The organism is Ectorhizobium quercum, from assembly GCF_026552795.1.
In the GTDB taxonomy this organism is placed as follows: domain Bacteria; phylum Pseudomonadota; class Alphaproteobacteria; order Rhizobiales; family Rhizobiaceae; genus Ectorhizobium; species Ectorhizobium quercum.
Genome location: NZ_JANFPI010000012.1, coordinates 57,276 through 72,353, shown reverse-complemented (window position 1 = coordinate 72,353; position 15,078 = coordinate 57,276). Strand labels below are relative to the sequence as shown.

The window sequence follows — 15,078 nt, the reverse complement described above, 5'->3', positions numbered from 1 at the left end:
ACGCCGACCCGCGCCGCAACCGCCGCCGGTCCGAAGGGCCGGCGGTTTTCGCACACCATGAACGTGTCGCGGGAAACGATACGGCTTGTGTTCCGAACCTAGATTTTCGTCGGATCTTCGGGACCGGCCGACGAGCCGAAGGCCGCGACGGCGAATGAAATAAAGCTGCGCAATCGCGGCGTCATGCGGCGATCGCGATAATAGAGCAGCCACATCGGCCGTTCGCCGAGCCGCCACTGTGGAAAAAGCCGGGTGAGGCGGCCTTCATCGATATCGCGCTTCAGCAGGATTTCCGGTTGCACGATGATGCCGAGGCCCGCGCATGCGGCCGCGCGGACGGCTTGGCCGTTGTTCACCGTTATCATCGGGACCGGCGAAACCTCTATATTCTCTTCTCCGCGGGTGAACCGCCAGGGCGAGCGCGCCGAGGGCGTGAAGGCAATCGCCTCGTGGCCGCCGAGTTCGCCCGGATGCGAGGGCGTGCCCCGGCGGGCGAGGTAGGCGGGCGCGGCGCAGATCGCCATGCGATAGGGCATCAGCGGCCGCGCGATCATGCTGCTGTCCGGCATCGCGCCGATGCGGAAGGCGACGTCGAACCCCTCTTCGACGAGATCGACATTCCGGTCGGTCAGGGCAATGTCGAGTTCCACCTCCGCCGCCGCCGCCCGGTAGCCGGCGAGCGTCGGCATCAGCGCTTCCGCGCCGAAGGTCGTCGGCGCCGTTATGCGCAATCGCCCCCGAACCGTGGTCCGCTGCACCTCGGCGGCCTCTTCGGCAAGCGCGATCCGGTCGAGAATGTCGCGGCACTGCTCGAAATAGCTGGCGCCGAAATCCGTCAGGCTCTGGCGGCGCGTCGTCCGGTTCAGGAGCCGGGTGCCGAGGCGCTCCTCCAGCGCGGCGATATGCTGCCCGACCATCGCCGGCGATTGCCCTAGGTTCGTTGCGGCCGCGCTCATCGAGCCGGCCTGCACCGTTGCGACGAAGGCATGCATGGAGCGGAACAGGTCCATTTAATGGGATTGCTTTCAAATGATCCAATATTTTTGTCGATTATCGTTTATGTGAAAGGCAATTACAACGACCTCGAGGCAAAACCTGAAGGAGATGGAAGAATGCTCGCGCGGTTCGTTGGGAAAACAGTCGTCGTCACGGGTGCGGGAACGGGCATGGGGCGGTCAGCCGCGATCCGTCTTGCGAAGGAGGGGGCGCGGACCGTTCTCGTCGGGCGCCGGGCGGAGCCGCTCGAGCGGCTGGCCGCCGAGATCGCGGCCGGCGGCGGGCTCGCATCGGTCATCCCCTGCGATATCGGCAAGGCCGATAGCGTCGCTGCGCTGTTCCGGCAGGTCGCCGGCGAGGCCGGCCAAGTGGACGGTCTTTTTGCCAATGCAGGTGTGCTGGGAGCGTTCAAGCCGCTGGGCGACACCGAACTCGCCGATTTCGACGGGCCGGTCGCCACGAACCTGCTCGGGACGTTTCTGTCCATCAAGCATTGCCTGCCCTTGCTGGAGGGCGGCGCCGTCGTCATCAACGCATCGTGGACCGTGAACGGCGTCATGCCGGGCGCGGGGGCTTATGCGGCCACCAAGGGCGCGCTTCTGGCGATGATGCGCACACTGGCGATGGAAGAAGGGCCGCGTGGCAACCGCGTCAATGCCGTCAGCCCCGGAATCATCCTGACGCCGATGGCCGACGAAGCGCTCGATCCGGCCGTCTCGGCGCGGCTTGCGGCCCATGCGCCGCTGCGCCGCAACGGAACGCCGGAAGACGTGGCGGGAACGGTCGCCTGGCTTCTGTCGGAGGATGCCCGGTTCGTCACGGGACAGGAGATCGTCGTCGACGGCGGCTTCACGCTCGCCGGGCCGCGCCTTTAGCGACCGGCGCGGGGACGGCAGGCTGTCGAGCCCGCCGTCCCCGCTTCGGGTGCGTCACGTCGCGACCGGCGGAACGGGCTGGCGACCGCCGAACGTATCGGGCAATGCGACCTTGTAGATCGTATAGGGCAGCACTACCGCGTCCTCGCCGTCCGGCCCGCGATTGGCTGCATGGCGACCGAGTTGCGGGCAGGGGATGTAGATCTCGCGCTGCTCGGAGATGAACAGGGCGTCCGGTCCCCACAGCCGGTCGTCTTCCGCGAGCACCCGCAACGTCCCGTCCGGCGACAGGACCGTGATGCGCGGATTGCCGAACTCCGCCATGTAGATGTTGCCGGCATCGTCCATGCCCGTTCCCATCAGCGTCGGCGTGTCGTAGAAGAATTCCACCTGTTCCGCGAGCGCCTCCTCGGAGAGGCTCTCGTCGCGCAGGGCCGTCGTCGGCACGCGGTAGAGGGGCCCCGTGACGGCCTGGTAATAGAGCCAATGTCCGTCCGGGCTGATTTCGAGCTGGTCGGCATGGACGACGAACGGCGAGCCATCGGCGTGCTGGAGCAGCTGGCCGCCCTCTCCGTAAGGCGGTCGCTCCGGCGAGGCCTTGGTCGAGGCATGGTCGGCGAGCCTCCTCAGCGTCCGCCCGCTTTCCAGATTGTGGACGAGGATCGCGCCGGCGCCGGAATCGGTCACGTAGATATTTTCCGCGTCGAAGCGCAGATCGTTGATCCCCGCGCCCGGCGGCAGCGCTGCTTCGTCGAAGGTGATTGTGCGCAGCAATGCGCCGCTGCCGGTGTCGAACTGGAGCAGCCTTTGGGAAGGCGCGCCCGCCGTCGGGCTTCCCTTGTCCACGACCCACAGCGTGTCATCGTCGAAGATATGGATCGCGTTGACGGAAACGAAGGCCTCGTCGCCCGGCTCGCCGGGCTGCCACGCGTTCCAGCCGCCGCCGGGAAACGGCTCAAGCTGCCCGTTCTCCCCGAGCCGTGCGACCGAAGGGGTTTCGGCGGTGTCCGACCAGCGGGGAAGGCCGAAGAACACCTTGCCGTCGCGGGTCACGGCCGCCGCGTTGCAGACCCAGGGCGAATGCGCGACCTCGACGAGATCGGGACCGACCCCTTTGGTCGCTCCGTAATCGACCGCCCCGGATGTGGCATGGGCGGTGCGCAGCGTGGGGAAAAACCCGGCCGCGGAGGCGAGAAGCATGGATTGGCAGAATCTGCGTCTGTTCATGGGAGATTCCTTCAAGGTTTGCGGACGTGGGAACTTCCAAGCTTCGATATGGCATCGACGCCGCAGTGCAGCGTCGTGTCCACGGTCTCGCGATGGAAGTAGGAGATGACGCTGTCGACGCCGCTGGCGCCGCCAAGGCACAGCCCGTACATCACTGGCCGGCCGATCGCCACGGCGTCGGCGCCAAGCGCCAGGGCCTTGACGACATCCGTTCCGCGGCGGATTCCGCTGTCGAGGATGATCGGCACGTCGCCTTGCAGCGTATCGGCAATGGCCGGCAGAACCGTGATCGACGCAGGCGTTCCGTCCAGCGCACGGCCGCCGTGGTTGGAAACCTGCACCGCACCGGCGCCGGCCTCGACCGCCGCGCGGGCATCTTCGGGCCGGGTGATGCCTTTCACGACCACCGGAAGGTCCGTCGCTTCACGGATCATCTCGACGTCGCTCCAGGAAAGATCCGTCTTGAACCGCGTCGATTGCCCCGGCGCGAAATTGCCGTAGGGAAGCCAGGGGCGGGAGCGCCCCAGCCGGACATACTCGTCCGACGAGCCTTGCCCGATCGCGTCCACGGTGAGGATGATCGCATGGAAGCCGGAATCCTTCGCCCGTTGCAGCAGCTCGCGGGTGATGCCGGGGTCGACGTCGAGGTAGATCTGGAAGAACTTCGCGCCGTCGCTCGCCGTGGCGATATCCTCCATCGAGGCCGTCGAGGCGCTGGAAACGCAGGCGAGCCCGCCGCTCCTGCCGGCGCCGGTCACGGTCGCGATCTCGGCGGCGGGATGGTGCAGTCCATGACTGCCGAACGGCGTCACGATGAAGGGGTGGGGCAGTTGCAGCCCGAGAAGTTCGACCGAGAGATCGATATTGTCGCGCACGACGCCGCTCATCCGGTTCGGCGTGAAGACGTAGTCTCCCCAGGCGCGCTGGTTCTCGTTCAACGTCCACTGCTTGCCGGAGCCGTTGCGGATGAAGGCATAGGCCCCCTCGGGATAGATCTTCTGCGCCGCCTCTTCGAGCAGGTCGATATTGATGACGTCGAGCGTCCTGTCGATGCCCTTGCGCATGATCGACAGGGCTTCCGTGTCGGCTTCTTCCGGCACCTGTGCCGCCGCATTCGTCGCGGTCGAGGCCAGCGCCGCGGCAGCCACCCCGACGCCGGCGAGTTTCAGCATGTCGCGGCGGGAGGAAGAAAGCTCGGTATCGTATGCATTGCTCATCGAAATTTCCTTCAGGCATTCGTTACCCGTCCAGCTAACACTCTCGGTTGAGGGGGTTCCATTCACAACCACTTACCTGCACGTCAAAACATATTGAGCATTGATTGATTGGCTTCACGGCGGCAATCTGGTGTCTCGTGCAGAGGTCGGTTCCGGGTGGCCGGATCGGGCCGGGACTTCAGAAAAAGGACCGTCCGAAGCGACCGCATGCCCGCCGCCCTTTCGCCGGTCCGATGCCGGGGCGCGGCCTGTATACGAGAAAGTGACTCGGCAACGGCGTTGCCTGGTCTTGGTGATGGAGCAGTTGGTGCAGACACCCCGTGAAATACGACAGGAGTCCCGCCTTGAAACGACGCCCCCTCTACAGCAAATCCGGCAGGCCGCGGAGCGGGAGAGCGACAGGCCTGCCGCAGGGCTCGCCGGCCCCGGACATCTCCTACGCCGTCGATGATGACGGCCCCGGTCTGCGCGAACGGGCGCAGGCCGGCTGGAACCGGCTTTACGCCCGCTATCCCGGCCGGACGCTGGTGGCGCTCAGTGTCGCCATCGCGCTTGTTGCCGTCGGTGTCATCGAGGTCCTGCGTCCGCCGGGCCAGAACCTGACCCAGGCCGATCTCAATGCCGCCGTCAACTTCGCCATCGATCAGCGCCCGGCGGCGTCGGCGCCCACGGCGTTGGCCTATGCCGGCGTCATCGGCTCGGTGGTCCGCGTCAGCGGCTACGACCCCAAGAAGGCCGACGAGGACGAGAGCGCCGCACCGCCTTCCGATCCCGATACGGCGACCGGCCGGGAAGAAGGCGGCGACGAAAACTTCCACGAGAAGTTCACGGCCGTCGGCACGGGCGTGGTGATCGACGAGAACGGCACCATCCTCACCAACCTTCATGTGGCGGGCGCCGCGCCGCGGCTGCGCGTGACCTTCTTCGACGGCACCGAGTCGGAAGCCAGCATCGTCAGCGCCCAGCCCGAGAACGACCTGGCGGTCATCCGACCCGCCACCATACCCGACGACCTGGCGCCGGCGACGCTTGCCTCGACCGCCGGCCTGCGGCCCGGCGATCCGGTGGTCGCCGTCGGCTTTCCCTTCGGCATAGGGCCGTCCGCTTCCGCCGGCATCGTCTCCGGGCTGAAACGGCAGTTCTCCGCCGAGGGACGACCGGTGATGTCCAATCTCATCCAGTTCGACGCGGCGGCCAATCCCGGCAATTCGGGCGGCCCGCTGGTCGACGCCAACGGTGAGGTGGTTGGCATCGTGACCGCCATCTACAACCCGTCCGGGGTGCGCACCTTCGCCGGCATCGGCTTTGCCGTGCCGATCGAGAACGCCGCATCCGCTGCGGGAGAATCGCCGCTTTAAGATCTGCAACGCCAACCCGGCAGGTGATGATGAACGAACAGGCACAAAACCCCGCTCCCGCAGCCAATGCGCTCATGGAACAGGTCCTCTACGAGGTGAAGAAAGTCGTCGTCGGACAGGATCATTTCCTCGAGCGCGTGCTGGTGGCGCTGCTCGCCAGGGGACATCTCCTGGTCGAAGGCGTGCCCGGCCTCGCCAAGACGCTGACCGTCAACACGCTTGCCCACGCCATCCAGGGCTCGTTCAAGCGCATCCAGTTCACGCCGGATCTCGTGCCCGCGGACCTCGTGGGCACGCGCATCTACAACCAGAAAACCGGCGACTTCTCGACCTCTCTCGGCCCGGTCTTCTGCAATCTGCTGCTCGCCGACGAAATCAACCGCGCGCCGGCCAAGGTGCAGAGCGCCCTGCTGGAAGTGATGCAGGAGCGCCAGGTGACGATTGCGGGGGAAACGCACAAGGTGCCCAATCCCTTCGTGGTCATGGCGACGCAGAACCCGATCGAGACCGAAGGCACCTATCCGCTTCCCGAGGCGCAGGTCGACCGCTTCATGATGAAGGTGCTGGTCGGCTATCCGACGGAGGAGGAGGAGTTCGTGATCGTCTCGCGGGTGACGGGCGCGGCGCAGGCGATCGCCCGCGTCGCCAGCACGGAGCAGCTTGCGCAATTGCAGGCGCACTGCCGCACGCTCTATGTCGATCCCTCGCTCATCCAGTTCGCGGTCAAGCTGGTGAGCGCCACACGCAATCCCGAGCGGTTCGGCTTTTCGGAGGCGTCGAGGCTGATGCTTTACGGGGCAAGTCCCCGCGCCACCATCAACCTGATCGAGGCGGGGCGGGCGCTCGCCTTCCTGCGCGGCCGCGACTATGTGCTGCCGGAGGACGTGATCGACGTGACGCCCGACGTACTGCGCCACCGCATCGTGCTCTCCTACGAGGCGATGTCGGAGGAGGTGACGGCTGACCAGATCGTCCGGCGGATCCTCCAGCTCATCCCCGCCCCCGAAAAGCCGCTGGAGAGCCATGTCCGCCTCACCGAAACAACCTGAACGCCTGCTCGCGCGGCTCGAATGGACGGTCATCCGCCGGCTCGACGGCCTGTTGCGGGGCGACTACCGCACGCTGTTTCGCGGTTTCGGCCTGGATCTCGCGGACCTGCGCGAGTACCAGACCTACGACGACGTGCGCCACATCGACTGGAACGTCACGGCGCGGACCGAGGTGCCGCATGTCAGGGTGTTCAACGAGGATCGCGAGGCGACGGCCTGGTTCTTCCTCGACCTCAGCCCGTCCACCGGCTTCGGCTCGGGCGAAGTGACCAAGCGGCAGGTGCTGATGGAGTTCACCGCCGTGCTGGCGCGGCTCCTGACCCGCCAGGGCAACAAGGTGGGCGCCGTGCTGTTCAACGGCGTCGACGAGGAGATCGTGCCGCCGCGCAGCGGGCGCATGCAGGTGCTGCGGATCATCAGCAGGATCATGGCGTCGCCGGTGCTGCCGCGCGCGCCGCAGACCAATCTCGGCGCCGCCATCAACCGGGCGCTGGCGATGTTCAGGCGGCGCGGCATGGTCTTCGTCATCTCCGATTTCATTTCGACGCCCGGCTGGGCGTGGGCGCTCCTCCGGCTCTCGGGGCGCCATGAGGGCATCGCGGTGCGGCTGGTCGATCCGCTCGACATGCTGCTGCCCGATGTCGGGCTGCTTGCCTTCGAGGATATCGAGACCGGCGAACAGGTCGTGATCGACACCAACGACCGGGCGTTCCGCCGCCGCTTCATCGCCGAGGTGGAACGGAACGAGGCGATGCTGGAGGAAGCCTTCTCCAAGGCCGGGCTGGACGTGCTGGAACTGTCGACCGGCGACGATCTGGTCGATGCGATCATGCGCTTTGCCGATCTGCGCAAGGCGAGCGGGCGACTGGGGGGAGGAGGCGGCGCCATGAAGGCGCTTTAGGACATCGAGACGCGGTGGGACGGACGAGACAAGGGACCTTGGGATGACATTCATCTGGACCGAAATGCTGTGGCTATTGCTGCTCCTTCCCGTTCTGGCGGGGCTCTACATCTTCCTGTTGAGGCGGCGCAAGAAGATGGCGCTGCGCTACGCCAACCTTTCGATCGTCAAGCAGGCGGTCGGCGCGCGCGGACGCTGGCGCCGGCATGTGCCGCCGGCGCTGTTCCTCATCGCCATGACGGCGCTCATTCTCGCGGTGGCGCGTCCGGCGGCGGTGATGACGCTGGCATCGTCGCGGGCCACGGTGATCCTGGCGATGGATACCTCCGGCTCCATGCGCGCCGAGGATGTCGAGCCGACCCGCATAGAGGCGGCGCAGGCGGCGGCCCGGCAGTTCATCGCCGACCAGCCGGGCAATGTACAGATCGGCATCGTGTCCTTCGCCTCCTCCGCCGTGCTGGTGCAGCAGCCCACCATCGACCGCGAGGCGCTCTACGGCGCCATCGACCGCTTCCAGCTGCGGCATGGCACGGCTGTAGGATCGGGCGTGCTGATGTCGCTCGCCACCATCTTTCCCGAGGAACGGTTCGAGTCCGTCTCCGAATTCAGCGGTTCGAGCGGGCAGGCCGCCCGTCCGCCCGGCTACAGCAGCCGCTCTCTCGACGAACCGGCCGCGGCTGCCGATGCGCCGCCGCACGAGCCGGTGGAGCCGGGAAGCTACGACAACGCCGTGATCATCCTCCTGACTGACGGGGCCACCACCACCGGGCCGGACCCGATCAAGGCCGGGCAGACCGCGGCGGATTACGGCGTGCGCGTGTTCACCGTCGGCTTCGGCTCCCCCTCCGGCGAGATCGTCAATTACGCCGGCCGTTCGATGCGCGCGCATCTCGATGCGGATTCGCTCAAGAATATCGCCGAGACCACCCGCGGCCAGTATTTCGAGGCGCGGACGTCGGACGACCTCACCGACGTCTACCGCTCCATGTCGTCGCAACTGATCACCGAGAAGAAGCTGACCGAAGTCTCCTTCATTTTCGCAGGCGTCGGGGCGCTGTTCGCGCTGGCGGCGGCGGGATTGTCGACCCTCTGGTTCAACCGCGTGTTCTGAGCGGGGAACCAACGGCGGCCGCGACCCGAGCGTCGGTTGCCGCCTGCCGGCGATGGATTTCCTTCGGCCTCCGGCGCCGAGAAGGGCGAGGGGGCGTCGAAACGCAGCCGGGGACCTGCCGGCAGGTGCGGTCACTGCCCTTTGGGCCCGCAACGCGTCCAGCCTGTCGCCGGCCTCGGAACCTGCGCCACGCCGTTGCATTTTCCCTCTATCCATCCTTGAATGTCGGTTCTGGCGGAGACAGGTGATGAAGACGCGCGCGGCGGGAATGGCGGCTCTGGTGGCCGCAGCGGTAATGGCCTGGGCAGACGGCGCGGATGCGGGCACGCTGACGGAACTTGCGGTTCGCAGCAATGCGTTGGACGCCGACCTTCCGGTCATCGTTTACCAGCCGGACGGCCCGCCGCCGGCCGATGGTTGGCCGGTTCTCTATCTCCTGCACGGCCATGACGGCAATGAAAAGAGCTGGCGCGATCTCGGTGATATCCGCCAGACCCTGGACCGCCTGATCGGGGAAAACGCCATCCGGCCGCTGCTCGTCGTCATGCCGGGGGTGAGTAATAGCTGGTATGTGGATTCGGCGGCGGTCGGCGGACCCGGCGATTTCGAGACGGCCGTGACCCACGATCTGCGCCGTTACGTCGAGGCGAATTTTTCCGCCCGCAAGGATCGCGCTGGCCGCGCCATAGCCGGCCTTTCGATGGGCGGCTTCGGCGCGCTGCATCTCGCCTATGCCCATGACGATCTCTATGGCGCGGTCGCCAGCATGTCCGGCGCGATCTGGCAGAACGTCCCGGCCTCCGATCTCGACAAGACACCCGACGAACTGAAGCTGATCCAGGACAGCGCCTTCTTCCACCGGGTCGACCGCACCACCGTCACCGGCGGCGTCGTTCTGCCCTCCACCGGCGACCATTTCTCCGGCTCCTTCGGCACGCCCTTCGACGCGCGCCTGTTCAACGAGAAGAATGTCTTCACGCTCGTCGCCCAGCACATTGCCGAGGAGGAGGATATCCCCGCGACTTTTCTCACCGTTGGCGACGACGACGGCTTTCACCTCTGGCGCGGTGCCGTGGCGCTGCACGACACCTTGCAGGCCGGCGGCCGGACCTCCGAACTGCGCATTACCGATGGCGATCACGTCTGGTCGGTGTGGAAGACGTCGATCGTCGATGTCCTGGCCTTCATCGACAGCCGGTGGGACAAGACGGAAACCGTGACAAGGAACTAGATTGGTAACATGATCGCGGACGAACACGGATGGAGACCACATGTGTCAGGCGGGGGCACGTGATTGCTTGAGGGCCTGATCGGGAATTATGGCGCCGTCGCGGTGTTCATCGGCGCGGCTGTTGAGGGGGAAACCGCGGCCTTCCTCGGCGGGGTGCTGGCACATCGCCATCTCATGGCCTACTGGCAGGTCGCATTGGCGGCATGCCTCGGATCGTTTGCGGCCGACCAGTTCTTTTTTCTCGCAGGGCGTCGAGCGAGGCGCGCCGTTTGGGTCCGGCGGGTGGCGGCATCGCCGCTTGTCGCGCGCGCCACGGCTCTTCTCGAAGCTCATCCTGTCGCTTTCATACTGGCGTTCCGGTTCCTTTATGGAGTGCGAACGGTCAGCCCGGTCGCCGTCGGCCTGTCGAGGGTGCCGGCCATGCGGTTTCTGATCCTGAACGCCATCGCGGCGATCGCGTGGGGCCTTGCCGTGACGACGATCGGCTATCTGTTCGGCAATGGTGTGGAGGCCCTGTTCGGACGCCTCCATCTGCATGTCCACCTCCTGATCGCCTTGGCCGTTGCCGTGTGTCTGGCGGTGGTCGCAGCACTCCTGTCGAGGCGTCTGATCGGTCGACCCTAGAGAGCAATTCAGGAAAAGTGCGAAGCTGTTTTCCGTTCGGAAATGCGCAAGAACAAATCATTGGAGCAAACGAGCTGCCAGCGCCGGTCTTCAGCTTTCCCGCCACAGAACCTTGACCGCCATTGTCGCGGCGGATGTCCGTTTTTCGACGGCCAGCTTGTTGAAGATCTGCTCCAGGTGCTTGTTCACGGTGCGCGGCGACATTTCCAGAATGTCGGCGATTTCCTTGTTCGACTTGCCGTGCGCCAGCCAGACGAGCACCTCGGCTTCGCGCGGGGAGAGGCCGAACGCCTTGGCAAGCTGTTCCTCGTCCGTGCCCCGGTGCCGGTCGATCAGGCGCATGAGGATTTCGCCGTCCGTGGCGTCGGCGACGATGCGGAATTCGATGTCGACCCCGTTGCGGGAATGGCGCAGGACGTCGGGCACGGTGTCGTGCGTGCCGAATGCGGCCAGCCAGTTGACCACCGACAGCGGCAGGTAGGCGCCGGTTTCCACCCGGATGCCGGCCCGTTCGAGCAGTTCGGCGGCCTGCGGCGTCGACCAGTTGATCTTGCCGTTGACGCTGCACGCCACGATCCTGCGTCCGGTGGAATCGAGCGCCCGGCGGGCCGAGCGCGCCCGCCGGGCATTCGACAGATGCACGCGCATGCGGGCGAAAAGCTGGTCGAGCACGATCGGCTTGCTGATGAAATCGACCCCGCCGGCGGCCAGCGCCCTGACGACATGCTCGCTTTCATTGTAGCCGGTCATGAAAATGACCGGCACGTCCTCGAACCCCCGCCCGGATTTGAGGATCTCGCAGGTTTCGAACCCGTTCATGCCGGGCATGACGGCGTCCATCAGCACGATATCGGGTGCGGTGTCGACCGCCATCGCGATCGCCTGGCGGCCGTTGACGGAAATGGAAACCTGCATTCCCTCCATGCGCAAGGCGTCGACCAGCATGGTCAGCGCATCGGGCGAATCGTCGACGACCAGGACATGGCTCGGTTCGGCAAACTCAACCATTCGACAAGACCTCCTCGATGGCCGCCACCAGCGCGGCGCGGCGTGGCGCAATGGTCAGCGAGCGCAGATGGGTGCAGAAGCGCACCGTGCGGGGCGCGGACCGCTCGATATCGGCGAGCGCGGCCTCGGCGGAGCGGAAGAAGCCCATCCGCGCCAGCGTCAGCAGTTGTTTCAGGCGCTGCCGCTCGGGCAATTCCTCCTTCGAAAAGACCGGCGTTTCGATCTCCGGCGGATGGTCGGTCTCATAAATCCAGACCAGCGGAACGAGTGCGGCGATCCGCTCGAAAAACTCCTCGAAAGTAAAGGGCTTGATGATGTAGGCATCATAGAGGTCGCCATTGTCGGAATTCGCCCGGTCCACGCCGGCATCGGCCGACAGCATCATGATCGGAAACGCCCTGCCGTGCCGGCGGCGGATGCGCCGGGCAAGCTCCCAGCCGGACATGCCCGGCATCGCTACGTCCAGAACGGCGATATCAACCGGGTAGAGCGAGAGCGCCGACAGGCAGGCCGTTCCGTCCGGAACGGTGATCACGGTGAAGTCGAGCGGCGAAAGCACGTCCTCCATCAGCTTGCGCAGCACCGGGTCGTCATCGGCGACGAGCACGGTTCGGCGCTTGCCCTCGTAGCCGGCGATGGCGAGGTCCGTTCCCGTGGCCTCGGCGGCGGAACCTGCCGACGACAGCATCAGCCGCACCGAAACATGCGTTCCCTTGCCCGGCGTGCTGCGCAGCACCATCTCGCCGCCCATGATGTCGACGAGCAGCCTGGTGATGGTGAGCCCCAGCCCCGTGCCCGGCGGATGGGCGGAATCGTTGCTGCCTTCGCCCCGCTCGAATGGCAGGAAGATGCGGTCGAGATCCTCGTTCGGGATTCCGATGCCGGTATCCTCGATGTCGAAGGTGGCGATCTGGCCGCGATAGCCAACGGAGAAGCGGACGCTTCCCTCATGGGTGAACTTGATGGCGTTGGACAGGAGGTTGATCAGCACCTGCCGCAGCCGCTTGTCGTCCGTGTAGACGAATTCCGGCATGGCCGGGCCGGCGTGGAACTCGAATCCGATGCCCTTCGCTTGTGCCTGGATGGCCAGCATGTCGACGATCTGGTCGAGGAACGGCCTGAGCGCGATCTTGTGCCGGAAGATTTCCAGACGCCCGGCCTCGATCTTGGAAATGTCGAGCAGGCCTTCGATCATGTCGGCGAGGTGCTGGCCGCTGCGCTTGATGGTGCGGGCGGCGTTGCCGACGTAATCGGGCAAGCTCTTCTGCCGCTCCAGAAGCTGGGCGTAGCCGAGAATGGCGTTGAGCGGCGTTCGCAGCTCGTGCGACAGGCCGACGACATATTTGCTCTTGGCGACATTGGCCGATTCCGCCGCCTCCTTGGCCTGCTGGAGCAGGCGGTCGGTTTCCTCGTGCGCCCCGATCTCGTCCATCAGCAGGTGGGTGTGGCGCCGCGCCTCCTCCTCGGCGAAGGCGCGGCTTTCCTGCGCCAGCACGAACAGCCAGGCGATGATGCCGGAAATGATGAAGATGATGACGAACAGCTTGGAAAGAAGGGCGGCGACGGCGGCGGGCGGCAATTGCCTGTCCAGCGTACTCTGGAAATAGATCAGCCAGAAGACGGCGCCGAGCAGGAAGGTCACGATCGACAGGACGACGATGTAGCGGGCGATGCCTCCCGTCGCCCAGATGGAGAACCTCTCCGGCAGGAGCTTCCGCGCCGCCAGCCGGAACTGCTCGCCGAGCCGGGCGTCCACCTTGCAGCCGTCGTGGCAGCGCGCGTCCAGGGAGCAGCACAGGGAGCAGATCGGGCCGCTGTAGACGGGGCACATGGCCATGTCCTCGCGGTCGAACGGATGCTCGCAGATGCAGCAGGAAATCCGCGTGCCGGTCTTTTCGGGGAAATGCGAGGTTCGCGCGATGTAGTATCGGCTCCTGGTGGCGATGGCGAGCAGCGGCGTCAGCACGAAGGGGCCGACAAGGCTGACGAAGATGTAGAGATTGGCGGCCAGCGCGCCGAAGAAGCCGAAATAGGCGGCCAGCGCGGCCAGCGCCGAAATGGTCATGGCCCCGAACCCGACCGGATTGACGTCGTAGAGATGGGCGCGCTTGAACTCGATGAACTGCGGCGAAAGCCCCAGCGGCTTGTTGATGACGAGATCGGCGACGATGGCCGCCATCCACGAGACGGCGACGATGGCGTAGAGGCCGAGCGTCCGTTCCAGCGCCTTGTAGACGCCGAATTCCATCAGAAGCAGGCCGAGCAGCACGTTGAACACCAGCCAGACGACGCGGCCGGGATGGCTGTAGGTGAGGCGGGAAAAGAAATTCGACCAGGCGATAGAGCCGGCATAGCTGTTCGTCACGTTGATCTTCGTCTGGCAGATGACGACGAAGATGCCGGTCACGCCGAGGGCAAGCTCTGGCGATCCGAGCATCTGGCTGAAGACGTTGAGATACATGCGCGTCGGCTCGGACGCCTCGTGGAAGTCCACGCCGTGCTGGAACGCGTAGAAGGCGAGAAAGGAGCCGCCGACGATCTTCAGCGCGCCGATGACCATCCAGCCCGGTCCCGCTGAAAGCACGGCGATCCACCAGCGCCGCTTTCCGATCTTTTCCTTCGGCGGCAGGAAGCGCAGGAAGTCGACCTGTTCGCCGATCTGCGCCGCCAGCGAGAAGATCACCGCCGACGCCGCGCCGAACAGGGCGAGATCGAAATGGCCGTCGGGCGATCCGGCCAGCCCGGTATAGCCCGTCCATTGCCGCACCGCCGGGGCCGATTGTGCCGCGATGAACACGAAGGGCGCGACCTGCAACAGGATCCAGAAGGGCTGCGTCGCCGCCTGGAAGCGGCTGATGAACGTCACGCCGTGGGTCACGAGCGGGATGATCACCAGTGCGCTGACCACATAGCCCACCGACATCGGCAGACCCAGGCACAGCTCCAGCGCCGTCGCCACGATGGCCGCCTCTATGGCGAAGAAGATGAACGTGAAGGTGGCGTAGATCAGCGAGGTGACGGTCGAGCCGATATAGCCGAATCCCGTGCCGCGGGTCAGGAGATCGATATCGACGCCGTAGGTGACGGCGTTGTAGGCGACCGGCACCGCCATCAGCACGATGATGGTGCAGGTGACGAGGATGGCGGCGAGCGCGTTGGTGAAGCCGTAGTTCAGCGTGATCGCGCCGCCGATGGCCTCCAGCGCCAGGAAAGAGGCCGCGCCGATGGCGGTATTGGCGATCCGCCCGGCCGAAAAGCGCCGCACCTTGTAGGCGGTGAAGCGCAGCGCGCAATCCTCCAGCGTCTGGTTGGCGACCCATTTGTTGTAGGTGCGCCGCACCCTCGGGATGCGCATGCCGGAGGGCGACGCGGCAACGGAGGGTTGCGCTTCGGCCGCACCGGCACGCCAGCCGGTCTGCTCCCGTTCAGCCTGAACGTCGGATTCCATCGAAGCGGCCATTCGTTCCCCTGAAAATCGAAA

Annotated in this window: 12 protein-coding genes; 7 read left to right on the top strand and 5 right to left on the bottom strand. The window is 65.8% G+C overall.

Annotation, left to right across the window (positions count from 1 at the left end; genetic code table 11):
• Positions 1-98 precede the first annotated feature (98 nt).
• On the bottom strand, positions 99-1,010 hold the full coding sequence (locus tag NOF55_RS22615; protein ID WP_306413401.1) for a LysR family transcriptional regulator: 912 nt from the start codon (positions 1,008-1,010) through the stop codon (positions 99-101).
• Between the two features lie 102 nt (positions 1,011-1,112).
• Here NOF55_RS22615 and NOF55_RS22610 point away from each other — a divergent pair, with 102 nt between their 5' ends.
• Positions 1,113-1,871: an SDR family NAD(P)-dependent oxidoreductase gene (locus tag NOF55_RS22610; RefSeq protein WP_306413400.1), complete on the top strand. Its 759-nt coding sequence runs from the start codon at positions 1,113-1,115 to the stop codon at positions 1,869-1,871.
• A 54-nt stretch (positions 1,872-1,925) separates the two neighbouring features.
• On the opposite strand, the gene NOF55_RS22605 is transcribed toward NOF55_RS22610, so the two are convergent.
• Together NOF55_RS22605 and NOF55_RS22600 are read right to left on the bottom strand one after the other, a co-directional pair.
• Positions 1,926-3,098: an L-dopachrome tautomerase-related protein gene (locus tag NOF55_RS22605; RefSeq protein ID WP_306413399.1), complete on the bottom strand. Its 1,173-nt coding sequence runs from the start codon at positions 3,096-3,098 to the stop codon at positions 1,926-1,928.
• 11 nt (positions 3,099-3,109) lie between these two features.
• Complete coding sequence (locus NOF55_RS22600; RefSeq protein ID WP_306413398.1) at positions 3,110-4,315, bottom strand: alpha-hydroxy acid oxidase; 1,206 nt, start codon at positions 4,313-4,315, stop codon at positions 3,110-3,112.
• Positions 4,316-4,659: 344 nt separating this feature from the next.
• On the opposite strand from NOF55_RS22600, the gene NOF55_RS22595 reads away from it, so the two are divergent.
• The 6 genes from NOF55_RS22595 (at position 4,660) to NOF55_RS22570 (ending at position 10,589) form a co-directional block, all read left to right on the top strand.
• Positions 4,660-5,673 carry a S1C family serine protease gene (locus tag NOF55_RS22595; protein ID WP_306413397.1) on the top strand — a complete coding sequence of 338 codons (1,014 nt, stop codon included), beginning with the start codon at positions 4,660-4,662 and terminating at the stop codon, positions 5,671-5,673.
• 29 nt (positions 5,674-5,702) lie between these two features.
• Positions 5,703-6,722 (top strand): AAA family ATPase, encoded by a 1,020-nt coding sequence (locus NOF55_RS22590; RefSeq protein WP_306413396.1) that lies wholly within the window; start codon positions 5,703-5,705, stop codon positions 6,720-6,722.
• Positions 6,697-7,623: a DUF58 domain-containing protein gene (locus NOF55_RS22585; RefSeq protein WP_306413395.1), complete on the top strand. Its 927-nt coding sequence runs from the start codon at positions 6,697-6,699 to the stop codon at positions 7,621-7,623. Before NOF55_RS22590 ends, NOF55_RS22585 begins: the two co-directional genes overlap by 26 nt.
• 43 nt (positions 7,624-7,666) lie before the next feature.
• Complete coding sequence (locus tag NOF55_RS22580) at positions 7,667-8,734, top strand: VWA domain-containing protein (RefSeq protein WP_306413394.1); 1,068 nt, start codon at positions 7,667-7,669, stop codon at positions 8,732-8,734.
• Between the two features lie 295 nt (positions 8,735-9,029).
• Positions 9,030-9,965: an alpha/beta hydrolase gene (locus NOF55_RS22575; protein ID WP_306413415.1), complete on the top strand. Its 936-nt coding sequence runs from the start codon at positions 9,030-9,032 to the stop codon at positions 9,963-9,965.
• 63 nt (positions 9,966-10,028) lie between these two features.
• Positions 10,029-10,589 (top strand): DedA family protein, encoded by a 561-nt coding sequence (locus tag NOF55_RS22570; protein ID WP_306413393.1) that lies wholly within the window; start codon positions 10,029-10,031, stop codon positions 10,587-10,589.
• A 90-nt stretch (positions 10,590-10,679) separates the two neighbouring features.
• Here NOF55_RS22570 and NOF55_RS22565 read toward each other — a convergent pair whose 3' ends face one another.
• Together NOF55_RS22565 and NOF55_RS22560 are read right to left on the bottom strand one after the other, a co-directional pair.
• Complete coding sequence (locus NOF55_RS22565) at positions 10,680-11,597, bottom strand: response regulator transcription factor (protein ID WP_306413392.1); 918 nt, start codon at positions 11,595-11,597, stop codon at positions 10,680-10,682.
• The gene (locus NOF55_RS22560) at positions 11,590-15,057 is read right to left on the bottom strand and encodes an ATP-binding protein (RefSeq protein ID WP_306413391.1); all 3,468 of its coding nucleotides are present in this window, start codon (positions 15,055-15,057) and stop codon (positions 11,590-11,592) included. Before NOF55_RS22560 ends, NOF55_RS22565 begins: the two co-directional genes overlap by 8 nt.
• Between the last annotated feature and the right edge of the window lie 21 nt (positions 15,058-15,078).